This window comes from Psychroflexus planctonicus, from assembly GCF_014640195.1.
Lineage (GTDB): Bacteria > Bacteroidota > Bacteroidia > Flavobacteriales > Flavobacteriaceae > Psychroflexus > Psychroflexus planctonicus.
Window position 1 is genome coordinate 44,376 of sequence record NZ_BMGM01000001.1, and the last position, 23,753, is coordinate 68,128.

The 23,753-nt window shown below is 33.6% G+C and carries 31 protein-coding genes; 7 read left to right on the forward strand and 24 right to left on the reverse strand.

Going from position 1 to position 23,753, the window contains the following annotated elements:
* The first annotated feature begins 1 nt into the window (after position 1).
* The 6 genes from IEV72_RS00195 to IEV72_RS00220 all read left to right on the forward strand — a co-directional run bounded on the left by IEV72_RS00195 (position 2) and on the right by IEV72_RS00220 (position 9,080).
* On the forward strand, positions 2-1,099 hold the full coding sequence (locus tag IEV72_RS00195) for a BT_3928 family protein (protein ID WP_188457063.1): 1,098 nt from the start codon (positions 2-4) through the stop codon (positions 1,097-1,099).
* Positions 1,100-1,108: 9 nt separating this feature from the next.
* Positions 1,109-2,179, forward strand: coding sequence for an ABC transporter permease (locus IEV72_RS00200; protein ID WP_188457064.1), 1,071 nt, complete (start codon positions 1,109-1,111; stop codon positions 2,177-2,179).
* Between the two features lie 11 nt (positions 2,180-2,190).
* Positions 2,191-2,943 (forward strand): triose-phosphate isomerase, encoded by a 753-nt coding sequence (tpiA, locus tag IEV72_RS00205; RefSeq protein ID WP_188457065.1) that lies wholly within the window; start codon positions 2,191-2,193, stop codon positions 2,941-2,943.
* Positions 2,944-3,771, forward strand: a complete 828-nt coding sequence (gene prmA / locus IEV72_RS00210) for a 50S ribosomal protein L11 methyltransferase (RefSeq protein ID WP_188457066.1) — start codon at positions 2,944-2,946, stop codon at positions 3,769-3,771. It begins immediately after the preceding gene.
* 110 nt (positions 3,772-3,881) lie between these two features.
* Positions 3,882-8,582 (forward strand): BspA family leucine-rich repeat surface protein, encoded by a 4,701-nt coding sequence (locus IEV72_RS00215; RefSeq protein WP_188457067.1) that lies wholly within the window; start codon positions 3,882-3,884, stop codon positions 8,580-8,582.
* A gap of 222 nt (positions 8,583-8,804) precedes the next feature.
* Positions 8,805-9,080, forward strand: a complete 276-nt coding sequence (locus IEV72_RS00220; RefSeq protein ID WP_188457068.1) for an ATP-dependent Clp protease adaptor ClpS — start codon at positions 8,805-8,807, stop codon at positions 9,078-9,080.
* Between the two features lie 35 nt (positions 9,081-9,115).
* Here IEV72_RS00220 and IEV72_RS00225 read toward each other — a convergent pair whose 3' ends face one another.
* From IEV72_RS00225 to eno, 4 genes are all read right to left on the reverse strand, one after another.
* Positions 9,116-9,265, reverse strand: coding sequence for a hypothetical protein (locus IEV72_RS00225; protein WP_188457069.1), 150 nt, complete (start codon positions 9,263-9,265; stop codon positions 9,116-9,118).
* A gap of 116 nt (positions 9,266-9,381) precedes the next feature.
* Entirely contained in the window at positions 9,382-9,918 is a 537-nt protein-coding gene (gene azu / locus IEV72_RS00230) for an azurin (RefSeq protein WP_188457070.1), read from the reverse strand.
* Positions 9,919-9,953: 35 nt separating this feature from the next.
* Complete coding sequence (locus IEV72_RS00235) at positions 9,954-11,234, reverse strand: citrate synthase (RefSeq protein ID WP_188457071.1); 1,281 nt, start codon at positions 11,232-11,234, stop codon at positions 9,954-9,956.
* 159 nt (positions 11,235-11,393) lie between these two features.
* Complete coding sequence (eno, locus tag IEV72_RS00240; RefSeq protein ID WP_188457072.1) at positions 11,394-12,686, reverse strand: phosphopyruvate hydratase; 1,293 nt, start codon at positions 12,684-12,686, stop codon at positions 11,394-11,396.
* A 317-nt stretch (positions 12,687-13,003) separates the two neighbouring features.
* On the opposite strand from eno, the gene IEV72_RS00245 reads away from it, so the two are divergent.
* Complete coding sequence (locus IEV72_RS00245; RefSeq protein WP_188457073.1) at positions 13,004-13,510, forward strand: fasciclin domain-containing protein; 507 nt, start codon at positions 13,004-13,006, stop codon at positions 13,508-13,510.
* A gap of 71 nt (positions 13,511-13,581) precedes the next feature.
* On the opposite strand, the gene carA is transcribed toward IEV72_RS00245, so the two are convergent.
* The 20 genes from carA to rpsQ all read right to left on the reverse strand — a co-directional run bounded on the left by carA (position 13,582) and on the right by rpsQ (position 23,744).
* The gene (gene carA / locus IEV72_RS00250) at positions 13,582-14,697 is read right to left on the reverse strand and encodes a glutamine-hydrolyzing carbamoyl-phosphate synthase small subunit (protein WP_188457074.1); all 1,116 of its coding nucleotides are present in this window, start codon (positions 14,695-14,697) and stop codon (positions 13,582-13,584) included.
* Between the two features lie 72 nt (positions 14,698-14,769).
* Complete coding sequence (gene rplQ, locus IEV72_RS00255; protein ID WP_188457075.1) at positions 14,770-15,264, reverse strand: 50S ribosomal protein L17; 495 nt, start codon at positions 15,262-15,264, stop codon at positions 14,770-14,772.
* Between the two features lie 24 nt (positions 15,265-15,288).
* Positions 15,289-16,281, reverse strand: a complete 993-nt coding sequence (locus IEV72_RS00260; protein ID WP_188457076.1) for a DNA-directed RNA polymerase subunit alpha — start codon at positions 16,279-16,281, stop codon at positions 15,289-15,291.
* A gap of 21 nt (positions 16,282-16,302) precedes the next feature.
* Positions 16,303-16,908, reverse strand: a complete 606-nt coding sequence (gene rpsD, locus IEV72_RS00265; RefSeq protein WP_188457077.1) for a 30S ribosomal protein S4 — start codon at positions 16,906-16,908, stop codon at positions 16,303-16,305.
* 53 nt (positions 16,909-16,961) lie between these two features.
* Complete coding sequence (rpsK, locus tag IEV72_RS00270) at positions 16,962-17,345, reverse strand: 30S ribosomal protein S11 (protein ID WP_188457078.1); 384 nt, start codon at positions 17,343-17,345, stop codon at positions 16,962-16,964.
* 8 nt (positions 17,346-17,353) lie between these two features.
* Positions 17,354-17,728 carry a 30S ribosomal protein S13 gene (gene rpsM / locus IEV72_RS00275; protein ID WP_188457079.1) on the reverse strand — a complete coding sequence of 125 codons (375 nt, stop codon included), beginning with the start codon at positions 17,726-17,728 and terminating at the stop codon, positions 17,354-17,356.
* A gap of 2 nt (positions 17,729-17,730) precedes the next feature.
* A complete protein-coding gene (gene ykgO, locus IEV72_RS00280; RefSeq protein ID WP_015361145.1) occupies positions 17,731-17,847 on the reverse strand; it encodes a type B 50S ribosomal protein L36 in 117 nt (38 codons plus the stop codon).
* Positions 17,848-17,851: 4 nt separating this feature from the next.
* Positions 17,852-18,067, reverse strand: a complete 216-nt coding sequence (gene infA / locus IEV72_RS00285; RefSeq protein ID WP_166400606.1) for a translation initiation factor IF-1 — start codon at positions 18,065-18,067, stop codon at positions 17,852-17,854.
* Between the two features lie 2 nt (positions 18,068-18,069).
* Complete coding sequence (gene secY, locus IEV72_RS00290; protein WP_188457080.1) at positions 18,070-19,410, reverse strand: preprotein translocase subunit SecY; 1,341 nt, start codon at positions 19,408-19,410, stop codon at positions 18,070-18,072.
* A 9-nt stretch (positions 19,411-19,419) separates the two neighbouring features.
* The gene (gene rplO, locus IEV72_RS00295; protein ID WP_188457081.1) at positions 19,420-19,872 is read right to left on the reverse strand and encodes a 50S ribosomal protein L15; all 453 of its coding nucleotides are present in this window, start codon (positions 19,870-19,872) and stop codon (positions 19,420-19,422) included.
* A gap of 14 nt (positions 19,873-19,886) precedes the next feature.
* Positions 19,887-20,066 (reverse strand): 50S ribosomal protein L30, encoded by a 180-nt coding sequence (gene rpmD, locus IEV72_RS00300; protein WP_188457082.1) that lies wholly within the window; start codon positions 20,064-20,066, stop codon positions 19,887-19,889.
* A gap of 15 nt (positions 20,067-20,081) precedes the next feature.
* Positions 20,082-20,606: a 30S ribosomal protein S5 gene (rpsE, locus tag IEV72_RS00305; RefSeq protein WP_188457083.1), complete on the reverse strand. Its 525-nt coding sequence runs from the start codon at positions 20,604-20,606 to the stop codon at positions 20,082-20,084.
* A gap of 3 nt (positions 20,607-20,609) precedes the next feature.
* Positions 20,610-20,966 (reverse strand): 50S ribosomal protein L18, encoded by a 357-nt coding sequence (gene rplR, locus IEV72_RS00310; RefSeq protein WP_188457084.1) that lies wholly within the window; start codon positions 20,964-20,966, stop codon positions 20,610-20,612.
* 12 nt (positions 20,967-20,978) lie between these two features.
* Positions 20,979-21,521: a 50S ribosomal protein L6 gene (rplF, locus tag IEV72_RS00315; protein ID WP_188457085.1), complete on the reverse strand. Its 543-nt coding sequence runs from the start codon at positions 21,519-21,521 to the stop codon at positions 20,979-20,981.
* Between the two features lie 18 nt (positions 21,522-21,539).
* Positions 21,540-21,938 carry a 30S ribosomal protein S8 gene (gene rpsH / locus IEV72_RS00320; protein WP_188457086.1) on the reverse strand — a complete coding sequence of 133 codons (399 nt, stop codon included), beginning with the start codon at positions 21,936-21,938 and terminating at the stop codon, positions 21,540-21,542.
* Positions 21,939-21,964: 26 nt separating this feature from the next.
* Positions 21,965-22,234, reverse strand: a complete 270-nt coding sequence (gene rpsN, locus IEV72_RS00325) for a 30S ribosomal protein S14 (protein WP_188457087.1) — start codon at positions 22,232-22,234, stop codon at positions 21,965-21,967.
* A 2-nt stretch (positions 22,235-22,236) separates the two neighbouring features.
* Positions 22,237-22,788: a 50S ribosomal protein L5 gene (gene rplE, locus IEV72_RS00330; protein WP_188457088.1), complete on the reverse strand. Its 552-nt coding sequence runs from the start codon at positions 22,786-22,788 to the stop codon at positions 22,237-22,239.
* 2 nt (positions 22,789-22,790) lie between these two features.
* Complete coding sequence (gene rplX, locus IEV72_RS00335) at positions 22,791-23,102, reverse strand: 50S ribosomal protein L24 (RefSeq protein ID WP_188457089.1); 312 nt, start codon at positions 23,100-23,102, stop codon at positions 22,791-22,793.
* A gap of 13 nt (positions 23,103-23,115) precedes the next feature.
* Entirely contained in the window at positions 23,116-23,484 is a 369-nt protein-coding gene (gene rplN / locus IEV72_RS00340; protein WP_188457090.1) for a 50S ribosomal protein L14, read from the reverse strand.
* A 2-nt stretch (positions 23,485-23,486) separates the two neighbouring features.
* Positions 23,487-23,744 (reverse strand): 30S ribosomal protein S17, encoded by a 258-nt coding sequence (gene rpsQ, locus IEV72_RS00345; RefSeq protein ID WP_188457091.1) that lies wholly within the window; start codon positions 23,742-23,744, stop codon positions 23,487-23,489.
* Positions 23,745-23,753: the final 9 nt, after the last annotated feature.

Genomic DNA, 23,753 nt, shown 5'->3' on the forward strand with positions numbered 1-23,753 from the left:
CATGAAAAATGCCATTGTACAATTCGCTAGAATATTTGTTGGAGTGCTATTCATTTTTAGTGGTTTCATTAAATTGAATGATCCTGTAGGTTTTTCCTATAAGTTGGAAGAATATTTTGGTGAAGGTGTTTTGAACTTAGAGTTTTTAATTCCACATGCATTATTCCTAGCCTTGTTCATCGTCATTTATGAAATGTTGCTAGGGGTTACTTTATTATTAGGAATCGCTAAAAAAGTAACAAATTGGAGCTTATTGCTCATGATTGTTTTCTTCACTTTCCTTACTTTTTATTCGGCTTATTTCAATAAGGTAACCGATTGTGGTTGTTTTGGTGATGCTATCCCACTAACTCCGTGGCAGTCGTTCTACAAAGATGTAATTTTACTGATACTTATTCTCATTTTATTCTTCAACCAAAAATACATCAAACCACTTTTTTCTGAAAAGGTGAATTGGGGTTTATTTGGTGTTCTTTTCATATTTAGTTTTTGGTTTGGAAATTATGTATTGAACCACTTGCCCTATTTCGATTTTAGAGCTTACAAAATAGGAACCAACATACCCGATAACATGAAAATCCCAGAAGGTGCTCCGGAAGCAGAATACCGTTACGACTGGAAATTCAATATTGATGGGAAAGAAGAAATCATTAGTAACCAAGGAAGTTATCCAGAAGTAGCTGGCGAATTTATTGAAGTAAACACCATACTGGTAGATGAAGGCTTTGTTCCCAAAATTAAAGATTTTGGTTTTTATAAAGATGGAGAAGATTATACTGACGAAATGTTGAATGAACCAAAATTGATGGTAATTTCTGCCTACAATTTATCCAAAAGTGAAAATGAAGCTTGGCCAAACATAAAAGAAGTCATTGATAAAGCTCAGCAAGCAGATTATAAAGTCATCGGTTTGTCTGCTTCTGGAAATGAAGCTATTCAAGAACTTAAAAAAGAACATGGTATTCAAATTCCATTTTACTTTACAGATGAAACGGCCATAAAAACCATCGTGCGATCCAATCCTGGAATTTTTGTAATTGAAGATGCCGTAATCACACAAAAATGGCATTGGAACGATGCTAACAAAACTCAATTCTAGAACGCTAAAATGCCTATTCTTCAAAAAATAGCTTATGCCTTGCTCACTTTGTTTGGGGTAGTAACGGTTATCTTTTTTTTGTTCACCATTTTACCCGGAGATCCAGCGCAAATGATGTTGGGTCAGAATCAAAGTCAAGAACAAATCAATAACATCAATGCGAAATATGGTTTTGATGAGTCTTTAGGCAAACAATATCTATTGTACCTAAATGACTTGTCACCAATTTCCCTTCATAGTACGAATGTTTCAGATTTTACTTCGCTAGAATCAGGTAAATATTCTGCTCAATCTTTGTTTTGTACAGCTTCATTTTGTGTAGCATTAAAGTTTCCACATTTACGAGAATCTTTTCAAAAAAATGGAAAAACCGTCAATAGTGTTATTTCAGAAACCCTACCCAATACTGCATTGTTAGCTATTTCGGCTATCAGCATTGCATTAGTTATTGGAATATTTCTAGGAATTATTTCTGCTATTTACAAAGACGGATTTTTAGACAACAGCATTCAGGTACTTTCTACTTTAGGCATGAGTGTACCTTCTTTTTTTAGTGCTATCTTATTTGCTTGGTTTTTTGCTTTCGTTTTACAGGAATACACCCACCTTAACATGAGCGGTAATTTATACGAATTAGACGATTATGGAGAACAAAATCAATTGGTACTCAAAAATTTAATTTTGCCTGCGGTGGTTTTGGGCATTCGCCCTTTAGCCGTTGTAACCCAATTAATGCGAAATGCTTTGCTTGATATTTTGCATCAGGATTACATTCGAACGGCAAAAGCAAAAGGCTTAACCAATTATCAAATCATTAAAAATCATGCTTTAAAAAACGCACTCAATCCGGTGATTACTGCCATATCAGGCTGGTTTGCATCCATGCTTGCAGGCGCTGTTTTTGTGGAATACATTTTTGGATGGAATGGCTTAGGAAAAGAAATTGTAGATGCACTAAATGCTTTAGATTTGCCTATCATCATGGGAGCAGTTTTGGTCATTGCTTTCTTATTTATTTGCATAAATATAGTGGTTGATTTAATTCATGCTTATCTTGACCCAAAATTAAAACTAAACTAAAACTAGAAAATATGAGAACTAAAATTGTAGCTGGAAACTGGAAAATGAATTGCGACCTTTCTGAAACCAAATTGCTTTTGGAAGGATTGGCAGGAAATGTAGAAGCAAAAGAAAATAAAAAAGTAATTGTTGCGCCACCTTATACTAATTTACATTATGCTTTTGAAAGCCTAAAGGATTCACCTATTGCAGTTGCTGCACAAAACATCAATGAAAATGAATCAGGAGCGCATACTGGCGAAATTTCGGCAAAAATGCTGAAAGGCGTTGGAGTAGAATACGTAATTATTGGGCATAGCGAAAGACGTTCCATTTATAATGAAACCGATGCCACTTTGGCGGCGAAAACAAATCAAGCCATAGCGGAAGGCTTCCAAGTTATTTTTTGTGTTGGCGAAGAATTAGAAAGTCGAAAAGCTGAAAAACACTTTGATGTTGTAAAATCGCAGTTGAAAAATGGACTATTTCAATTGAATGAAAACGAAATGGAAAATGTAGTTATCGCCTACGAACCGGTTTGGGCAATTGGAACGGGTGAAACAGCAAGCCCTGAGCAAGCGCAAGAAATGCATGCTTACATCCGCCAATTATTGGCTGATAAATATGAAACTTCTACGGCAGAAAACACAAGCATTTTATACGGTGGAAGTGTAAAACCGAATAATGCTGAAGAAATTTTCAGTAAACCCGATGTAGATGGTGGTTTAATTGGTGGAGCTTCTTTAAAAGCAGAAGATTTCCTTGCCATTGTGAATAGCCATTAAATGAATTACATAGCTTATCATTTTCAAATTGAACCCAAAGAAGAATTCACCGATATGTTATTGGCTGAATTAAGCCTTTTCGATTTTGAAACTTTTGAAGAAACAGAGCAAGGATTATCGGCTTATATTCAAGAAGAATTAGATGAAGAAGATTTGGTTTCCCAATTGAATCTTCTTCAAAATAAGGAAGTGAGCATTTCTTATAAAAGGGAAAAAGTAGAAACCATCAATTGGAACAAAGAATGGGAAAAAAACTTCTCACCTATTGAAGTAGGTTCAACATGTAGGGTTCGAGCTCCTTTTCATGAAAAAAAGGAAGTTGAATTTGATATTGTCATCGAGCCTAAAATGTCCTTCGGTACGGGTCATCATGCAACCACTTACCAAATGATTCAGTTAATTTTAGAAGAAGACTGGCACAGCAAGAAGGTTTTAGACATGGGTTGTGGAACTGGAGTCCTTGGTATTTTAAGCAGCATGAAAGGTGCAAAAGAAGTTACTTATATTGATATTGACGATTGGTGTGTTGAAAATACAGAAGAAAATTTAATCAGAAATCAGGTAAAAGGCAAAGTAATTTTAGGTGGAGCTGAAAAAATTAATGCAAATTTTGATGTTATTATTGCGAACATAAATCGAAACATTTTACTGAATGATTTAGCTACATATTCAGCACATCTCAATGAAAATGGACAAATTTACTTAAGTGGTTTTTACAAAGAAGATTTACCCATCATTAGGGATGAAGCTAGTAAGCAAGGTCTTACATTTGTTAAAAATGTAGAAAAAGACAATTGGATTGCTGCTAAATTTATGAAATTGTGCTGAATTAGTACTTATACCTACAAACTAAGAACAAGGTTTTATTCAACAACAAATTTGTAAAAAATTTTATTTACTAAGTTTGTGTTTTTAAGATATTTTAACTTTTCTATATTATGAAAAACTTAGGCTTTAGAATCACTGTATTTTTTTGGGTTGGTATCCTTTTAATTTCAAATAAAACTTTTTCTCAAGACAACCCAAATTTTCAACTAGCTGCAAACGGAGTGACTTGTCTATGCCCCGATGCCACTTTTGGCGAAACAGGGACTTTAACAATTAATGGCGAAGAAAAAACCTTCACCAAAAGAAGCAGAAACCAATTATTGCAATTAATATATACTGATGTTTATAGTCCAGAAATAACATTGACTTGCACAAGTGGTATTTCTGACATGAGTAATTTATTGAGTCTTCCATATTTCAACCAACCGATTGAGAATTGGGATGTTTCTAATGTTACAAACATGCAAAGCATGTTTTATAATTCTACTTTTTTTAACCAAGATATTTCATCTTGGGATGTTTCTAATGTAGAGAATATGGAAAGTATGTTTGAATCTGCAGTAGTTTTTAATCAACCACTTAATAGCTGGGATGTTTCTAATGTAATTAACATGAAATCTATGTTTTATGGTGCTTCAGTGTTCGATCAGGCCCTTGATAATTGGAATGTAAGTGACGTAACAAATATGGAAAGAATGTTTCAAAATACTGTTTTCAATCAGGATATATCTTCATGGGATGTAGGCAATGTGAACAATATGGAAAATTTATTTTCCTATGCAGAACTGTTTAATCAACCGGTTAACGATTGGGATGTTAGTAATGTGACTAAAATGAACGGTTTATTTTCAGGTGCTAAATCGTTCAATCAAAATTTAAACAATTGGAACGTAAGTAACGTTACCGAGATGAGAAGTATGTTTTACGATGCAGAAAGTTTTGATAAATCATTAAATGATTGGGATGTAAGTAATGTTACTGATATGACGTTCATGTTTAGTTTTGCAATTAATTTCAATCAACCTTTAAACAATTGGGATGTATCTAATGTGGAAAGCATGGCAGTGATGTTCGAAAGTGCATATGAATTTAATCAAATAGTTGAAAACTGGGATGTAAGTAGCGTAAATAGTATGGATAGAATGTTTGAAAATGCTATATCTTTTAATCAAGATTTAAGTTTATGGAATTTTAATGCAGGTGTTATTCTAAATGATTTCTTAAGCTTAAGTGACTTTAGTGTTGTAAATTACGATTCTTTATTAGCCAGTTTTGAAAATCAAAACCTTACTAATTTAGTTTTAGGTGCTGATAATATTGGATATTGTAATCAAGAAATTAGAGACAACCTAGTTAATAATCTTGGCTGGACTATTAGTGGAGATATTGAAAGCACATGTGATGAAACTTTAAATCCTTCTACGACAGCATTCATTACAAAATGGGCAGTAAATAGTGAAGATTTAAACATAGATATTTACACAATAAACGCATTTGATTATGATTTTACAATTGATTGGGGCGATGGGAATATAGATTTGAATGTAAACTCAGATATCAGCCATACCTATGCTAGTGAAGGAACATACACAATAAGTATAACAGGAGTCTTTCCTTATTTTAAAACATGCGAAAATACAGCAACTAACACTTCAAACATTTGTAGTAATAAGAATAAATTAAAAAGTGTAGAATCATGGGGCAATCAAGAATGGAAAAGTATGATTGGAAGCTTTTTCCGCGCTCAAGATTTAGCAATAAACACAACAGAAGTTCCAGACTTATCTAAAGTGAAAAGCATGAAAAATATGTTTCATGCAGCTACAAACTTTGACAGCAATATTAATAATTGGGATATTTCTAACATAGAAGATTTAGAATCTTTATTTTATGGAACAAACTTCAACCAACCGCTAAATAATTGGAATGTTTCTAATGTTTTGAATATGAAATTTTTATTCAGCCAATCTAACTTCAATCAAAATATTAATGTTTGGGATGTTTCTGGTGTAAAAACTATGCAAGGGATGTTTTCTTTTAGTTCTTTTAATGCACCTATTAATTCTTGGGATGTATCAAATGTAGAAAATATGTCTGGAATGTTTCTGGGCAATACAAATTTTAACCAACCCATTGGCAGCTGGGATACGAGTAGTGCCATAACGATGCGTAGTATGTTTGCGGGTGCAAATACCTTTAATCAAGATATTGGAAGCTGGGATATTTCTTTGGTTCAAGATTTGGGATTAATGTTTTATCAAGCTACAAATTTTAATCAAAACTTAAACAGCTGGTGTGTAGAATTAATAGAAAGCGAACCTGAAGCTTTTAGATATCAGTCTGCTTTAACAGATTTTAATCTTCCTAATTGGGGGGAAGAATGTATTGATGATGGACCGAATCCAAACTTCTACCTTGCACCTAATGGAATAACTTGTATGTGTCCTGATGCAAATTTTGGAGAAACTGGAATATTGGTAGTTAATGGAGAAGAAAAAACATTTACTAAACGAACTAAAAACGAGTTAAACTCTATCATAGAAACCAATGCTCAAAGCGAACTCATCTCACTTACATGTACTACCAGCATTACTAACATGGCATTTTTATTTGCAGGTAAAGAAGATTTTAATCAAGATATTAGTTCTTGGGATACAAGTAATGTTATATCAATGTACGGTTTATTTATTGGCGCTAGCAGTTTCAACCAAAATATTGAAGCTTGGAATGTTAGTAATGTAAATCAAATGGCGCAAATGTTTGCTTCTACGAGCTTTAATCAAAATATCAACTCTTGGGATGTAAGCAATGTTACAGATATGAGTGACATGTTTAATAACGCAGAAAATTTTAATCAAACCTTAAATAATTGGGATGTAGGTAAGGTTTCTGATATGTCTGGTATGTTTTCTAAAGCAATCTCATTTAACCAACCTTTAGATAATTGGAATGTAGAATCTGTTATATATATGTGGGGAATGTTTCGTGATGCAGCATCATTTAATCAACCGTTAAACAATTGGAATGTAAATTATGTTGTTGAAATGGGCGAATTATTTAGGGGACAAGATTATGAGACTATCTTTAACCAACCATTAGATAATTGGAATGTAAGTAGTGTTACAGCAATGCAGCGAATGTTTCAGAATAATATTGCTTTTAACCAGGATATTTCAGGATGGTGCGTAGAATTGATAACCGAAGAACCAACTTACTTTACTAGCGAAAATTCAGTTTTGGACGCAAACTATTATCCAACTTGGGGTGAGTGCATAATTACTCCTAATCCAAATCCAAATTTCACATTAGCTCCAAATGGAGTGACATGTTTTTGTGAAAATGCAGATATTGGTGAAACAGGCACATTGATTATTGATGGAGAAGAAATAACATTTACTAAACGTAACAGAAATCAGTTATATACGCTTATAGAAGGAAACGAGAATAATCCTTTAATTAATACTACATGTACAAGTGGTATTACAAATATGGATAATTTATTTGCCAATCAGTATATGGATGAAACTATCACACTTATACATTGGGATGTAAGCAATGTGACAAGCATGGAATCCATGTTTAAAGATTCATTTTATTTTGATGGAAATATTACTCATTGGAATGTAGGTAATGTTATTAATATGAAAGAGATGTTTAGAGGAACTTATTTTTTCAACCAATCTTTAAACGATTGGGATGTTAGTAATGTTACGAATATGAAAGGTATGTTTGAATTTACTGATTCGTTCGACCAGCCTTTAAATAATTGGGATGTGAGTAATGTCACCAATATGGAAAAAATGTTTAGCGCAAGTAGTTTTAACCAACCATTGAATAATTGGGATGTTTCTAATGTTACGAGTATGAAAGGGATGTTTAGTTACAGTGAATTTTTCAACCAACCTATAAATAACTGGGATGTAAGTAATGTTACAAATACGGAAGAAATGTTCAAGGTTGCTTTTGTCTTTAACCAACATCTAAATGATTGGGATGTAAGTAACGTAACCAATATGTTTGAGATGTTTTATCTTTCTGATTTTAATAAACCTCTTAATAATTGGGATGTATCTAGTGTAACAAATATGTCAGGTATGTTTAATGTTGCAGATCAATTTAACCAATCTATTGAAAATTGGGATGTTAGCAATGTAACGGACATGTCTAGAATGTTTAGTTCTGCTGATCAATTTAATCAACCAATTGAAAGTTGGGATGTTAGTAATGTAACGAACATGTTTTGGATGTTTTATAATGCTGATGCTTTTAACCAACCTTTAAACAATTGGGATGTTTCTAATGTAGAATCTACGTATGGAATGTTTAGTGCAAACAATAATAATCAAACAATCTACAACCAACCACTTCACAATTGGGATGTATCTAGTGTAATTAATATGGATTATATGTTTAACAACAACATAGCTTTTAATCAAGACATATCAGGCTGGTGTGTTGAAAATATTTCTACAGAGCCTATTTCATTTGCAATGGGATCTCCTTTACAATCAGATTTTTATCCACAATGGGGTGTAGACTGTGAGAGTTTAAGCCTAAACGGTGAAGACCTTACATATTTTGATATTTATCCAAATCCCACAGAACATCAATTGACGTTAGTTTGGCCAAATAAGTTGGTTTATGAAGATTTAAATATTGGCATCTATTCTATTACAGGAAAAAAATTATATGATAAGAAGTTTAAGCAGCAGCCCAATAAAATAAACGTAGAATTCCTAAGCAGCGGTTTATACTTGTTAAGAATACAGGATGAAAATATATCAGTCAATAAAAAATTTGTCAAAAAATAGTGTCTAATATTTTATGAAAAGTAGAGTAACATCTATTAGTAGATATACTAAAATAATAGTAACAAATTTTGCTTAGTATATTAATAGAACAAAAATGAATATACTAAAAATATAAAGGTCTTACATTTGTTAAAAATGTAGAAAAAGACAATTGGATTGCTGCTAAATTTGTTAAACAACGAAGTTAGAAAAGATGTATTTTATATTTTTGAAAAAAAAAGCATGGGATATAAAGAACAAGTTTTAGAACAAGTTAAAGTTGCTGAAAATGTTCAAAAAGAACATGAGCTTATTGTACATAACGACGAAGTAAATACCTTTGATCACGTAATTGAGACCTTGATAGAATTTTGTGATCACACTCCTACTCAAGCAGAACAATGCACGATTTTAATTCACTACAAAGGAAAATGTGGTGTAAAAACAGGTGATTTTGAAGACCTTAAAAAAAGATGCTCTAAAATTTTAGAAGTTGGTATATCAGCCGAAGTAATCTAATAACTTAGAATAAAACAAATAAAAAGTAAATATTTTTATTTAGCCTTGTTCTTGTTGGCTTTTCGAGGTGCGTTTTGTTGTCGCATTTTCTTTTGTTTAGTTAAAAGTGCTTTGTTAAAATGAACACCATCATCATGCATGTCAGCTAAAATAACTTCTCGATTTTTTGTTTTTTGTGGTTTCATAACTTTTTTTAATAAATATAAAACTTTAGAAACTTAGCGATTGTGAACATCAGGTTAAAAAAAAGCTGACCATTTCCTGATCAGCTTTCAATATAAAGTTATTTAAAAGGAAATAATTAATTCACTATAAATTTACCTTTCATTAGTGCAACGTGCCCTGGAAAAGAGCAAATAAAATCGTATTCACCTTTTTCTGTTGGTGCTGTAAACTTCAAAACTGTAGATTCGCCTCCACCTAACATTTCGGTATGTGCAATGATTGCATCCGTATCTTCTGGAATGTAATCATTATCAACTGCACCAGCAGCTTTTTCACCAAATTCCATTATGTCAGTTCCTTTTTTCAACAAAACGAAATTGTGTCCCATGGCTTGTTTAGACATTTCACCAACATGCTTAAAGGTAAGCTCAACTTCTGCTCCTGCTTTAGCTCGTAGTCTTTTTTTATTATACTTCATTTGATCATTTCCTTCCAACGAAAGTTCAATAACGTCACTTTCATTATCAGCAGTCATCTTATCTTCAGATTCTTCAGAAGTAGCTTCCGTATTTGTACCTCCCACTGTAATTTTAGAATCATCTTTCTTATTCTCTTCTCCACCACATGCGATTAAAAGCAAAGACAGAGCACTTAGCAATATTGCATTTTTCATTTTAGTTTTCATTTTAGATTTATTTTTAAATTAAATTATCTTTTAGTTATATCTACAAAAGCTCTATGCGTTTCACCAGTATAAACTTGTCTTGGTCTTCCAATTGGTTCTTTTTGTAGGCGCATTTCTCTCCATTGAGAAATCCAACCTGGAAGTCTTCCTAGTGCGAACATAACGGTAAACATATCGGTTGGTATTCCTAAAGCTCTATAAATAATTCCTGAATAGAAATCTACGTTTGGATATAGTTTTCTGTCTACAAAATATTGATCTTCTAAGGCTTCTTTTTCAAGTCCTTTAGCAATATCTAAAACTGGGTCTTCAATTCCTAGGCTAGATAATACATCGTCTGCAGACTTTTTAATGATTTTGGCTCTTGGGTCAAAGTTTTTATACACTCGGTGACCAAAGCCCATTAATCTAAACGGATCATTTTTATCTTTAGCTTTTGCCATGTATTTTTTAGTATCGCCGCCATCTTCTTTAATTCCTTCAAGCATATCAATTACTGCTTGGTTAGCTCCACCATGAAGTGGTCCCCATAATGCTGAAATTCCAGCAGAAATAGAAGCAAATAAGCCTGCGTGCGAAGAACCCACAATACGAACTGTTGAAGCAGAACAGTTTTGCTCGTGATCTGCATGTAAAATAAGTAGTTTATTGAGAGCTGAAGAAACAACAGGATCAATTTCGAAATCTTCATTCGCTTTTTTGAACATCATCTTCAAAACATTATCCACATAACTCAACGAAGAATCTCCGTAGTCTAAGGGTTGTCCTGTTCTTTTTCTTAAAGCCCAAGCACAAAGCACAGGGAATTTAGCTAATATTTTAATGATAGCTTTATACATTTCTTCTTCAGATTCAACATTTACAGAAGAAGGGTTAAATGCAATTAAAGCATTGGTTAATGAAGAAACAACTCCCATTGGATGAGCAGATTTTGGAAAACCGTCTAAGATTTTCTTCATCTCTTCATCTACATGAGATTCTTCTTTTATGTCTTTATAAAATTTTTCAAGTTGAGTTTCGTTTGGTAATTCACCAAATATTAAAAGATAAGCAACTTCTAAGAAACTAGCATTTTCAGCAAGTTCTTCAATTGCATAACCACGGTAACGTAAAATTCCTTTTTCGCCGTCTAAGAAGGTTATAGCACTTTCACAAGAACCGGTATTTTTAAAACCACGATCTAAAGTAATTAAGCCTCCTGTTGAAGAACGTAAAGTTGAAATATCTATAGCATTTTCATTTTCTGTTCCAGTGACTACAGGTAGGGTGTATTTTTTTCCTTCGAACTCAATTGATGCATTCATATATGTTGACTATTTTTTGTTATAAATTAATTTTCACAAATTTACAAAATCCAGTGTTAACTATAGGTTAATGCATCAATAAACAAAGCGATAAGATGCATAACTTTATGTTAATTGCAACTTATCGCTTACATTTTTTAAGCTTTTAAAAGTGTTGTCTTAAAACTTCACTTTGAAAGCTTTTTTTCCTAAGTAGATAGCCTGATTACCTAATTCTTCTTCAATTCTAAGTAATTGGTTGTATTTAGCCATACGATCGCTTCTAGAAGCCGAACCAGTTTTAATTTGTCCTGTTTCTAAAGCAACAGCTAAATCTGCGATGGTATTGTCTTCAGTTTCTCCAGAACGGTGAGAAATTACGGCAGTAAATCCAGCATTATGTGCCATGTTTACGGCATTAATGGTTTCCGTTAAAGTACCAATCTGGTTCACTTTAACCAAAATAGAATTAGAAATTCCTTCTTCAACTCCACGAGATAGTCGCTCTACGTTAGTTACAAACAAATCATCTCCTACTAATTGAACTTTATCTCCTATTTTATCAGTAAGCATTTTCCAACCATCCCAATCGTTTTCATCCATTCCATCTTCAATAGAAATTATAGGATATTTAGCAGCTAACTCTGCTAAATAATCTGCTTGTTCTTCAGAAGTTCGTACTTTTCCGTTTTCACCTTCAAACTTAGCATAGTTGTATTTTCCATCTTCAAAAAATTCTGCAGCGGCACAATCTAAAGCAATGTAAATATCTTCTCCAAAAACATATCCAGCATTTTCAACTGCCTTTTGAATAGATTCAATTGCGTCTTCTGTTCCATTTAATTTGGGAGCAAAACCACCTTCATCTCCAACAGAAGTGGTTAAGTTTCTTTTTTGAAGTACTTTTTTTAGATGGTGAAAAATTTCAGTTCCCATTTTTAAAGCTTCTGTAAAACTAGTTGCAGAAACTGGCATCACCATAAATTCTTGAAAAGCTATTGGCGCATCACTATGCGATCCACCGTTAATAATATTCATCATAGGAACAGGAAGTAAGTTTGAACTTACTCCACCAATATAGCGGTAAAGCGGTAAGCCCAATTCTTCTGCTGCTGCTTTTGCACAAGCAATAGAAACTCCTAGAATTGCATTAGCTCCCAGTTTTGCTTTGTTTGGAGTGCCATCTAAATCGATTAATAATTGATCAATTTCTGCTTGTTCAAGAACAGAGTAACCCAATAATTTATCTGCAATTAAATTGTTTACATTATCTACTGCTTTAAGAACTCCTTTACCGTGGTAATCGTCTCCTCCATCTCTTAATTCTACGGCTTCGTGTTCTCCAGTTGAAGCGCCAGAAGGAACGGCAAATCTACCTAAAGCTCCTGAATCTGTTAATACATCAACTTCTATTGCAGGATTCCCTCGAGAATCGAATATTTGTCTTGCGTGAACGTCTAAAATTGAACTCATTTGTTTGTTTTTAAATTATCTAATACTGCAAATTAACCTATAAATATTAGAATTAAAAATTAAGTGTTGATAAATTAATAACTATAACGATATAGAAATCAAATGTTTTTAGCATTTCTCAATCAAGATTTGCAAAAAAATAAATACAATAAAATTTAATTAAATAGATTTAGACATTAAGCACTTATTTATTAAATATATGATGTGTCTACATTGAAAACACTCAACAAGTTAATAAACATAGTTAAAAAGGTTAAGTATCTATTAATTTGAATAATTGAAATAATATTATTTGGAAATTTGAAAAAAAATATACTATGAAAATTACAAATTTATTATTCGTTGCAGTTTTTTTATTTACCAGTTTAGGTTTTAGCCAAAACAAAGACATTGTAGATATTGCTGCTGGATCTGATGATCACACTACATTAGTCGCTGCTGTAAAAGCAGGAGATTTAGTTCAAACGCTTAAATCAGAAGGACCATTTACGGTATTTGCTCCAACTAATGAAGCTTTTACTGCCTTACCAGAAGGTACCGTTGATTACTTACTAAAAGCTGAGAACAAACAAAAACTACAATCCGTATTAAATTACCATGTAATTGCAGGTAAGTTAGACGCAAAAGCTTTAGTAAATGCCATTAAGAAAGGTGGTGGTAAAGCTGAAGTGGAAACAGTTGATGGCGAAGTTCTAACTTTTATGCTTGACGGTAAAAAGGTAAAAGTTAAAGATGTAAATGGAAATGTAGCTACTGTTTTAGCAGCAGATTTAAATGCATCAAACGGAGTAATTCACGTAGTAGATACGGTTTTACTTCCTTAAGTAAAAAAATCAACTAAATTAAAAAGCCGTCTCCATTTATGTTGGAGACGGCTTTTTAATTTGTATTCCTACTACTTTTTTTGAATCATATCTATAAACTGATCGAATAAATAAGTAGCATCGTTTGGACCAGGTCCAGCTTCTGGATGATATTGGACACAAAAACAAGGTTTTCCTTTTACTTTAAAACCAGCAATTGAATCATCATTTAAGTGTTTGTGTGTAATTTCGATTAAATCGCTAGATTCTGCAGCTGACTTTTCAACTACAAATCCATGGTTTTGCGAAGTAATTTCTCCTTTACCGGTCTGTAAATTGAGAACCGGATGGTTGATTCCACGATGTCCATGATGCATTTTTTCCGTTGGAATCCCAAGGGCAAGAGAAATTATTTGTTGTCCTAAACAAATTCCGAATAAGGGAAAATCCTCTTCGATTGCTTTTTTAGCAATTTGTATAGCATTAGTCAAAGGTTCTGGATCGCCAGGACCATTAGAAATGAAAAGCGCATCAGGTTTCCAAGACATCAATTCTTCATAAGAAGTATCAAATGGAAAAACTTTTAAACTACAATTGCGTTTCTTTAAGTTTCTTAGGATATTTTGTTTTACACCTAAATCTAAAACGGCAACTTTAGTCTGATCAGTTTCATTAAACAAATCGTAGATTTCTTTGGTTGAAACTTGATTGGCTAAACCAAGACCTTTCATAGAAGGTTGCTTAGCTAATTGAGCGTGTAATCCTTCAATATTGTTGGTTTCAGTAGAAATAACAGCGTTCATAGCTCCATTTTCGCGAATATGTTCTACTAAAGCACGTGTATCTACATCAGAAACTACTAATAAATTGCTTTCGGTTAAAAAATCTACTAAACTTTTATCCATATTAACACGAGAAGGAAACATGGAAAAGTTTTTACAAACTAATCCTGAAATTTTTGGTGAATTAGATTCAGATTCATCTGCATTAGTTCCGTAATTACCAATATGAGCATTTGTGGTTACCATAATTTGACCAAAATAAGATGGATCTGTAAAAATTTCTTGGTAACCTGTCATTCCGGTATTGAAGCAAATTTCTCCAAAACTGGTTTGAACTTCAGATGAATTGGCATTTGGTGTTTTACCAAAAAACACACTTCCATCTTCTAACAATACTACGGCGTCTTTTTTTTGTTGGTATTTCATGACATTTGGGTTAAAAAAAAGGGATAAGCTTAAAGCCAATCCCTTAAAAATTAAGTTATATCAAAAAAGATTTTATTCTTCTTTTTTATCATCTTCTTTTGTTGTGTTAGCTTCAGTTGAAGCAGGTGCAGAATCTGTGGTCTTCGCTTTTTTACCAGCACGACGAGTAGTTTTCTTCTTACCTTGTCCTGCCTTTGGATCGTAGATTTCGTTAAAATCAACTAATTCTACCATTGCCATTTCAGCATTATCACCTAAACGATTACCTAGCTTGATAATTCTTAAATATCCGCCCGGTCTATCTCCAACCTTTGGAGCTACATCTCTGAACAAAGTAATAATTGCTTCTTTGCTTCTTAACTTAGCAAAAACCAAACGTCTGTTGTGAGTAGTGTCCTCTTTAGACTTTGTAATTAATGGTTCTGCAAAAACACGTAATGCTTTTGCTTTTGCTAAAGTTGTATTTATGCGTTTATGTTCAATTAGGGAGCAAGCCATATTAGCAAGCATAGATTTACGATGAGCAGTCTTGCGTCCTAAATGATTAAATTTCTTTCCGTGTCTCATTGTTCTTTATTTTAAGACTTCAAATTAGTCTTTATCTAATTTATATTTTGATAAATCCATTCCAAAGTCAAGACCTTTGTTAGCAACAAGCTCTTCTAACTCTGTTAAAGATTTTTTACCGAAGTTTCTAAACTTCATCAAGTCGTTTTTGTTATACGAAACTAAATCTCCTAATGTATCCACTTCAGCAGCTTTTAAACAATTTAAAGCTCGAACTGATAAATCTAGATCTACTAGTTTTGTTTTTAACAACTGACGCATGTGCAATGACTCTTCGTCATAGGTTTCTACCTGAGATAATTCATCTGTTTCTAAAGTAATGCGTTCATCAGAGAACAACATAAAGTGATGAATAAGTGTTTTTGCTGCTTCAGTTAAAGCGTCTTTAGGATGAATTGAACCGTCAGATTGAATTTCGAAAACTAATTTTTCGTAATCTGTTTTTTGTTCAACTCTGAAATTTTCAATGCTGTATTTTACATTTTTGATTGGTGTAAAAACAGAATCTGTAAAAATAGTTCCTAATGGAGCTTTATCGGTTTTGTTTTCTTCTGCTGGAACATAGCCTCTACCTTTTTCGATAGAAAGCTCCATGTTTATAGAAACATCTTTGTTCATGTTGCAGATTACTAAATCAGGATTTAGTACTTCAAAACCATTGATGAATTTTTGAAAATCGCCAGCTTTTAATTGGTTAACTCCTGATACAGAAACAGAAACTGCTTCGTTATCTAAGTCTTCCAATTGCTTTTTAAAGCGAATTTGTTTTAAATTCAATATAATTTCGGTTACGTCTTCAACAACACCTGGAATGGTAGAAAACTCGTGTTCTACGCCTTCAAAGCGAACTGAAGTGATTGCGAATCCTTCTAAAGCAGATAACAGCACTCTACGTAAGGCGTTACCAACTGTTAAACCGTATCCCGGCTCTAAAGGTCTAAATTCGAAGATTCCTTCGAATTCAGTTGATTCGATCATAATTACCTTATCCGGTTTCTGAAAATTAAATAATGCCATAATTTGAATTCTGTCTGTTAATTATTTAGAATACAATTCTACGATGTACTGTTCATTGATGTTTTCTGGAATTTGAGTACGTTCTGGTGTATTAACAAAAGTACCTTCTTTTTTCTCAGCATTCCAAGACATCCATTCATAAACAGATTTGCTGTTTTGTAAAGATTCTTGAATAACAGTCAATGATTTAGATTTTTCTCTAACTCCAATAACATCGCCTGGTTTAACTTGGTAAGATGGGATGTTTACCAACTCTCCGTTAACAGTAATGTGTTTGTGAGAAACTAATTGTCTAGCTGCACTTCTTGTTGGTGCTACTCCAAATCTGTATACTACATTGTCTAGTCTAGATTCACAAAGTTGAAGCAAAACTTCACCTGTAATACCTGTAGCTCTAGTAGCTTTTTTAAACATGTTTCTGAACTGACGCTCTAGAATACCATAAGTATACTTAGCTTTTTGCTTTTCCATTAACTGGACAGCATATTCAGATTTTTTACCTCTTCTACGGTTGTTACCGTGTTGTCCAGGAGGGTAATTCCTTTTTTCGAAAGACTTATCGTCTCCGAAGATAGCTTCACCGAATTTTCGGGCTATTTTAGTTTTAGGACCAGTATATCTTGCCATTTCGTTTGTTTTGTGATTATGAATTAAGGTCTATTCCTTCGATAATCGTATTGTTATACTCTTCTTCTTTTAGGTGGTCTACACCCATTGTGTGGTAATGGAGTAACATCGATAATTTCAGTTACATCTATACCCGCATTGTGAATAGCTCTGATTGCAGATTCTCTTCCGTTACCAGGACCTTTCACATAAACTTTAACCTTTTTAAGGCCTAATTCTGAAGCAACTTTACAAGCATCTTCAGCAGCTAATTGAGCAGCATAAGGAGTATTTTTCTTACTTCCTCTAAAACCCATTTTACCAGCAGATGACCATGAAATTACATCTCCGTTTTTATTAGATAAAGATACAATGATGTTATTGAAAGAAGCTGAAACATGAGCTTCTCCAAAAGCATCAACAGATACTTTACGTTTTTTGTTAGTTGACTTAGCCATACTTAAAATTATTTAGTTACCTTTTTCTTGTTGGCAACAGTTTTACGTCTTCCCTTACGTGTTCTAGAATTGTTCTTAGTACGTTGTCCACGAAGTGGTAAACTTGATCTGTGTCTAATTCCACGGTAACAACCAATATCCATTAGTCGTTTAATGTTCATAGAAACTTCAGATCTTAGTTCACCTTCTATGGTGTACTCTCCAACGGCGTCTCTAATACTACCGATTTGTGAATCAGTCCAATCAGTTACCTTGGTACTTTCGTCTACTTTGGCAGTAGCTAAAATCTTTTTAGCTGTACTTCTGCCAATTCCGAAGATATAGGTTAATGCTATAACTCCTCGCTTTTGTTTGGGTATGTCTACACCTGCAATTCTTGCCATAATTAGCCTTGTCTTTGTTTGAATTTAGGATTCTTTTTGTTGATTACGTAAAGTCTACCTTTACGGCGAACAATTTTGCAATCAGCACTTCTCTTTTTTATTGATGCTCTAACTTTCATAACGTTAATATCTATAGGTTATTCGAGCCTTAGTCAAGTCGTAAGGACTCATTTCTAATTTAACTTTATCTCCAGGTAATAACTTGATATAGTGCATACGCATTTTACCTGAAATATGTGCGGTCACAATATGACCGTTCTCTAGTTCTACACGAAACATTGCGTTAGACAATGCTTCAATAATAGTTCCGTCTTGTTCTATTGATGGTTGTTTTGCCATAACTATGCTACTGCTTTTCTGTTTTTTCCAGACTTCATCAATCCGTCGTAATGTCTATTCAATAAATATGAATTTACCTGCTGTATTGTATCTATTGAAACACCGACCATAATAAGTAAAGATGTTCCACCGAAAAACAATCCCCAACCTTGTTGTACTCCTAATAAAGAAACAATGATTGCTGGAAAAATTGCAATTACGGCTAGAAAAATAGATCCAGGTAACGTAATTTGAGACATAATTTTGTCTAAATATTCAGATGTTTCCGTTCCAGGTCTAATCCCAGGAATAAAACCACCGCTTCGTTTCAAGTCATCCGCCATCTTATTTGTAGGTACTGTAATTGCTGTATAAAAGTAAGTAAATACTATAATTAATAAAGCAAATACAAGATTGTACCAAAAACCGAACATATCATTAAAAGCTGCAGTAATGCCTTGAGCTGCTTCGGATTCTGATAAACCAGCAACTGCCGCAGGAACAAACATAATTGCTTGTGCAAATATAATTGGCATTACACCAGACGCGTTTAAGCGAAGTGGAATAAATTGCCTTGCTCCAGCAAAATTACTTTTCTCATATTTACCAGAAGCATTTTTACGTGCATACTGAACAGGTATTTTTCGGACAGCCATAACTAACATTACCGATGCTAGAATAATTAAGAACCAAATTACTAATTCGATTAAAATCATGATCAAACCACCATTGGATTGGAAAACTCTTGAAGCAAATTCTTGCACAAAAGATTGTGGTAAAGTGGCAATAATACCTACCATAATTAATAATGAAATACCATTACCAATTCCACGATCTGTTATTTTCTCTCCTAACCACATGGCAAAAATACAACCTGTAGTAAGAATGATAACTGAAGATGCAACAAAAGCAACTGAATCTTGCATTACAAAAGCAGCTGATGGAAGGATATTATACAAATTGTAAATGTATCCAGGTCCTTGCACTAAAGTAATACCAATTGTAAGCCATCTGGTAATTTGAGTGATTTTCTTTCTTCCGCTTTCTCCTTCCTTTTGAAGTTTTTGCAAATAGGGAACAGCAATTGTCATTAATTGAACAACAATAGATGCAGAGATATAAGGCATAATTCCTAAAGCGAACACAGATGCATTAGAAAATGCACCACCTGTGAAAGCATTAAGTAAACCTAATAAACCACCATCGGTTTGCTCAGACAATTTTGCCAATTGTGCAGTATCAATACCTGGTAAAACAACTTGTGCTCCGAAACGATATACCAATAACAAACCAAGTGTTAAAAGTATACGATTTCTAAGTTCGTCTATTTTCCAAATATTCTGTAAGGTTTCAAAAAACTTCATGCGGAAAAATTAAAGAGTTATTGCTTCACCGCCTGCTGCTTCAATTGCAGCTTTAGCAGATTTAGTAAATTTGTGAGCGCTAACTTTAAGCTTCGCTTTTAATTCGCCGCGACCCATAACTTTTAAAAGATCATTCTTTTTAATAACCCCTAATTCTATTAATTGATTGTGATCTAGAGTATCTTTAACTCCTTTCTCATCAACTAATGTTTGTAATGTATCAAGATTTACGCCTTGATAAACAACACGATTAGGATTAGTAAAACCAAATTTAGGCACTCTACGTTGCAAAGGCATTTGACCACCTTCAAAACCAATTTTTCTAGAGTAACCTGAACGCGATTTAGCGCCCTTATGACCTCTTCCAGCAGTTCCTCCTGAGCCAGAAGCTTCACCACGACCTAGTCGTTTGCTTTGTGACTTTACTGAACCTGGTGCAGGTTTTAGATTATGTAATTCCATTTGTAAGTTGTATTTTAAATTTCTTCAACAGAAACTAAGTGTTTAACTTTAGCTATCATTCCTAGAATGTTTGGCGTGTCTGCATGTTCAACAGATTGACCAATGGTTTTTAAACCCAAGGCTTCTAGTGTCTTTTTTTGACGACCAGGCTTCTTGATAGCACTTTTTACTTTGGTAACTTTAATTTTTGCCATAACGCTTTGGTGATTTTATCCGTTAAAAAGTTTGTCAAGGCTAATACCACGTTGTTGAGCTACAGTTTGTGCACTTCTTAATTGAAGTAATGCATCAAAAGTTGCTTTTACAACATTATGTGGATTAGATGATCCTTGGTTTTTTGAGAGTACATCGTGCACACCAACAGACTCAAGTACCACACGGGCAGGTCCACCAGCAATTACTCCTGTACCAGGTGAAGCTGGTAATAACAATACTCTAGCTCCGCCGTATTTTCCAAGTTGTTCGTGTGGAAGTGTACCTTTGTGTAAAGGAATACGAACAAGGTTCTTTTTAGCGTCTTCAACCGCTTTAGAAATAGCATCAGCTACTTCTTTAGATTTACCTAATCCGTGTCCTACAACACCATTTTCATCACCTACAACAACAATAGCAGAAAATCCAAAAGCTCTACCACCTTTTGTAACTTTAGTTACACGTTGAACGCCAACCAAACGATCCTTAAGATCTAATCCGCCTGGTTTTACTATCTCTACGTTTTTATAATCTTGATACATACTTTAAAATTTTAAACCGCCCTCACGAGCTCCTTCTGCTAATGATTTAACTCTTCCGTGATATAAGTAACCGCCTCGGTCAAAAGAAACTTTTTCAACACCTAATTTCAAAGCCTTTTCAGCTAAAGTTTTACCTACCAATTTAGATTGTTCAACTTTAGTAAGACCTTCTGCTTCTTTACCTAAATGAAAGGAGGAAACAGATGCTAAGGTTTTACCACTTACGTCATCAATTAATTGAGCGTAAACTGATTTATTACTTCTGTATACCGAAAGTCTCGGTCTTGTAGCGTCTCCAGAAATTGTTTTTCTGATACGCTTTCTAATTTTTAATCTTCTTTTTTGTTTAGAAAATGCCATAGTTATTCTTTATTAAGCTGATTTACCTGCTTTTCTTCTAATGTATTCGCCAACATATTTAACTCCTTTTCCTTTGTAAGGTTCAGGTTTTCTGTAAGAGCGAATTTTTGCAGCTACCTGGGTAACAAGTTGCTTATCAAAAGAAGAAAGTTTAATGATTGGGTTTTTCCCTTTTTCCGATACTGTTTCTACCTTAACTTCTTGAGCTAATTCAATAACAATATTGTGAGAATAACCAATTGCAATATCTAATTTCTGTCCTTGGCTTGATGCTCTATAACCAACTCCTACAAGTTCTAGTTCTTTGGTAAATCCATTTGAAACACCTTCGACCATATTGTTAATCAAAGCACGATACAAACCGTGTTTAGATTTAATATTCTTTTTGTCGGTATGGCGTTCAAGAATAACTTCATTTTCTTCTATGCGAATATCAATATCGCTAAATTCTTGTTGAAGCTCCCCTAATTTACCCTTCACTGTAACCGTGTTGTCTTTCACCGTTACTGTTACTCCTTCGGGAATGCTTACCGGACTATTTCCTATTCTTGACATTTTATTAGTCTTTAAATTTTAGTAAATATAACAAAGCACTTCACCTCCAACATTCTCTTTACGAGCTTGCTTTTCAGTCATCACTCCTTTTGAAGTGGAAACAATAGCAACACCAAGTCCATTTAAGATTCTTGGTAACTCATCAGTTGGAGAGTATTTTCTTAAACCAGGTTTACTGATTCTTTGAAGCTCTTTTATAACTGGGTCGTTATTGTGCTTATCGTATTTAAGTGCAATTTTAATGGTTCCTTGTTTATTGTCATCAATAAACTTATAACTTAAGATATAACCTTGATCAAATAAAATCTTAGTCATTTCTTTTTTTAAATTAGAAGCTGGTATTTCTACCACTCTATGCGATGCAGCAACTGCATTTCTAATTCTTGTTAAATAATCTGCAACAGGATCTATATTCATTTTGTAATTCCTTTTACGTTAATGTATTACCAACTTGCTTTTTTAACACCTGGAATAAGCCCTTTATTAGCCATTTCTCTAAACATTACTCTAGAAAGTCCAAATTGGCGCATATATCCTTTAGGTCTTCCAGTTAACTTGCAACGGTTGTGCATTCTAACTGGTGAAGCATTTTTAGGCAACTTTTGAAGGGCTTCATAATCACCCGCTTCTTTAAGCGCCTCTCTTCTTTCAGCGTATTTTTCTACTGTTTTAGCACGTTTTCTTTCACGGGCTTTCATTGATTCTTTAGCCATACTTAGTTCTTTTTAAAAGGTAAACCTAGTTCTGTCAATAATGATTTCGCTTCTTTATCGGTCTCTGCTGTGGTTACAAATGTAATATCCATACCTGTAATTCGATTAACTCGGTCGATATTAATTTCTGGAAATATAATTTGTTCTGTAACACCTAAGTTATAGTTTCCTCTTCCATCAAAACCAGTAGCTTTGATCCCGCTAAAGTCTCTTACTCGTGGTAAAGCCGAAGTTACTAAACGATCTAAAAACTCATACATACGCTCACCTCTTAAGGTAACCATTGCACCGATAGGCATTCCTTTACGTAATTTAAAGGATGCAACGTCTTTTTTAGATTTAGTAGATATTGCTTTCTGTCCAGTAATCATAGACAGTTCTTCAACTGCATGATCAATCAACTTTTTATCAGCAATAGCTTCTCCTACACCTTTACTAATTACAATTTTCTGAAGCTTTGGAGCTTGCATATTGTTTTTATAACCGAATTCTTCAACTAATGCTGGAAGCACTCTTTGGCTATATTCTTCTTTAAGTCTTGGTACGTAACTCATAATTAAATTACTTCATTCGTTTTTTTAGAAAACCTAAGCTTCTTTCCATCTTCCATTTTGTAACCTACTCTTGTAGTTTCACCATCTTTGGTTAACAAAGACAAATTAGAAATATGTATTGGAGCTTCCATCTCTTTAATACCACCTTGAGGGTTTGTAGCGCTAGGCTTTTCGTGTTTTTTTACAAGGTTTACACCTTCCACGATTGCTTTGCTTTTATCTCTCAAGATTTTTTGAACAGATCCTTGCTGACCTTTGTGTTCACCAGCTAAAACCTGAACTTTATCTCCTACTTTTATTTTAAACTTTTTCATTTTAAAGGTAGTTTTAAAGCACTTCTGGTGCTAGTGAAACAATTTTCATAAATTGATTATCACGTAATTCTTTAGCAACTGGGCCAAAAACACGTGTTCCTCTCATTTCGCCTGTTGGATTTAATAATACACAGGCGTTATCATCAAAGCGTATGTAAGACCCATCAGGTCTTCTTACTTCTTTGCTTGTTCTAACAACTACGGCAGTTGAAACAGCTCCTTTTTTAATGTTTCCATTAGGGGTTGCTTCTTTAACACTTACCACAACTTTATCACCAACTGAAGCATAACGCTTTTTAGTACCGCCTAATACACGGATTACCAATACTTGTTTGGCTCCTGTATTATCGGCTACTCTTAATCTTGATTCTTGCTGTACCATAATTATTTAGCTCTTTCTATTACATCAACTAATCTCCAGCATTTGTTTTTGCTGAGAGGTCTAGTTTCCATAATTCTAACGGTGTCACCTTCGTTGCAAGTGTTCTCTTCATCATGAGCAACGTACTTTTTTGTTTTCAGTACGAACTTCCCATATTTTGGGTGCTTCATTTTTTTAGTTTCGGAGACTACTATAGACTTTTGCATCTTATTGCTGGTTACAACACCGATACGTTCCTTTCTTAAGTTTCTTTTTTCCATTGTAAGTAG

Coding starts and splice junctions, on each gene's coding strand:
- IEV72_RS00195 (WP_188457063.1), top strand. CDS start 2: ATGAAAAATGCCATTGTACAATTCGCTAGAATATTTGTTGGAGTGCTA.
- IEV72_RS00200 (WP_188457064.1), top strand. CDS start 1,109: ATGCCTATTCTTCAAAAAATAGCTTATGCCTTGCTCACTTTGTTTGGG.
- tpiA (WP_188457065.1), top strand. CDS start 2,191: ATGAGAACTAAAATTGTAGCTGGAAACTGGAAAATGAATTGCGACCTT.
- prmA (WP_188457066.1), top strand. CDS start 2,944: ATGAATTACATAGCTTATCATTTTCAAATTGAACCCAAAGAAGAATTC.
- IEV72_RS00215 (WP_188457067.1), top strand. CDS start 3,882: ATGAAAAACTTAGGCTTTAGAATCACTGTATTTTTTTGGGTTGGTATC.
- IEV72_RS00220 (WP_188457068.1), top strand. CDS start 8,805: ATGGGATATAAAGAACAAGTTTTAGAACAAGTTAAAGTTGCTGAAAAT.
- IEV72_RS00225 (WP_188457069.1), bottom strand. CDS start 9,265: ATGAAACCACAAAAAACAAAAAATCGAGAAGTTATTTTAGCTGACATG.
- azu (WP_188457070.1), bottom strand. CDS start 9,918: ATGAAAAATGCAATATTGCTAAGTGCTCTGTCTTTGCTTTTAATCGCA.
- IEV72_RS00235 (WP_188457071.1), bottom strand. CDS start 11,234: ATGAATGCATCAATTGAGTTCGAAGGAAAAAAATACACCCTACCTGTA.
- eno (WP_188457072.1), bottom strand. CDS start 12,686: ATGAGTTCAATTTTAGACGTTCACGCAAGACAAATATTCGATTCTCGA.
- IEV72_RS00245 (WP_188457073.1), top strand. CDS start 13,004: ATGAAAATTACAAATTTATTATTCGTTGCAGTTTTTTTATTTACCAGT.
- carA (WP_188457074.1), bottom strand. CDS start 14,697: ATGAAATACCAACAAAAAAAAGACGCCGTAGTATTGTTAGAAGATGGA.
- rplQ (WP_188457075.1), bottom strand. CDS start 15,264: ATGAGACACGGAAAGAAATTTAATCATTTAGGACGCAAGACTGCTCAT.
- IEV72_RS00260 (WP_188457076.1), bottom strand. CDS start 16,281: ATGGCATTATTTAATTTTCAGAAACCGGATAAGGTAATTATGATCGAA.
- rpsD (WP_188457077.1), bottom strand. CDS start 16,908: ATGGCAAGATATACTGGTCCTAAAACTAAAATAGCCCGAAAATTCGGT.
- rpsK (WP_188457078.1), bottom strand. CDS start 17,345: ATGGCTAAGTCAACTAACAAAAAACGTAAAGTATCTGTTGATGCTTTT.
- rpsM (WP_188457079.1), bottom strand. CDS start 17,728: ATGGCAAGAATTGCAGGTGTAGACATACCCAAACAAAAGCGAGGAGTT.
- ykgO (WP_015361145.1), bottom strand. CDS start 17,847: ATGAAAGTTAGAGCATCAATAAAAAAGAGAAGTGCTGATTGCAAAATT.
- infA (WP_166400606.1), bottom strand. CDS start 18,067: ATGGCAAAACAACCATCAATAGAACAAGACGGAACTATTATTGAAGCA.
- secY (WP_188457080.1), bottom strand. CDS start 19,410: ATGAAGTTTTTTGAAACCTTACAGAATATTTGGAAAATAGACGAACTT.
- rplO (WP_188457081.1), bottom strand. CDS start 19,872: ATGGAATTACATAATCTAAAACCTGCACCAGGTTCAGTAAAGTCACAA.
- rpmD (WP_188457082.1), bottom strand. CDS start 20,066: ATGGCAAAAATTAAAGTTACCAAAGTAAAAAGTGCTATCAAGAAGCCT.
- rpsE (WP_188457083.1), bottom strand. CDS start 20,606: ATGTATCAAGATTATAAAAACGTAGAGATAGTAAAACCAGGCGGATTA.
- rplR (WP_188457084.1), bottom strand. CDS start 20,966: ATGGCATTTTCTAAACAAAAAAGAAGATTAAAAATTAGAAAGCGTATC.
- rplF (WP_188457085.1), bottom strand. CDS start 21,521: ATGTCAAGAATAGGAAATAGTCCGGTAAGCATTCCCGAAGGAGTAACA.
- rpsH (WP_188457086.1), bottom strand. CDS start 21,938: ATGAATATAGATCCTGTTGCAGATTATTTAACAAGAATTAGAAATGCA.
- rpsN (WP_188457087.1), bottom strand. CDS start 22,234: ATGGCTAAAGAATCAATGAAAGCCCGTGAAAGAAAACGTGCTAAAACA.
- rplE (WP_188457088.1), bottom strand. CDS start 22,788: ATGAGTTACGTACCAAGACTTAAAGAAGAATATAGCCAAAGAGTGCTT.
- rplX (WP_188457089.1), bottom strand. CDS start 23,102: ATGAAAAAGTTTAAAATAAAAGTAGGAGATAAAGTTCAGGTTTTAGCT.
- rplN (WP_188457090.1), bottom strand. CDS start 23,484: ATGGTACAGCAAGAATCAAGATTAAGAGTAGCCGATAATACAGGAGCC.
- rpsQ (WP_188457091.1), bottom strand. CDS start 23,744: ATGGAAAAAAGAAACTTAAGAAAGGAACGTATCGGTGTTGTAACCAGC.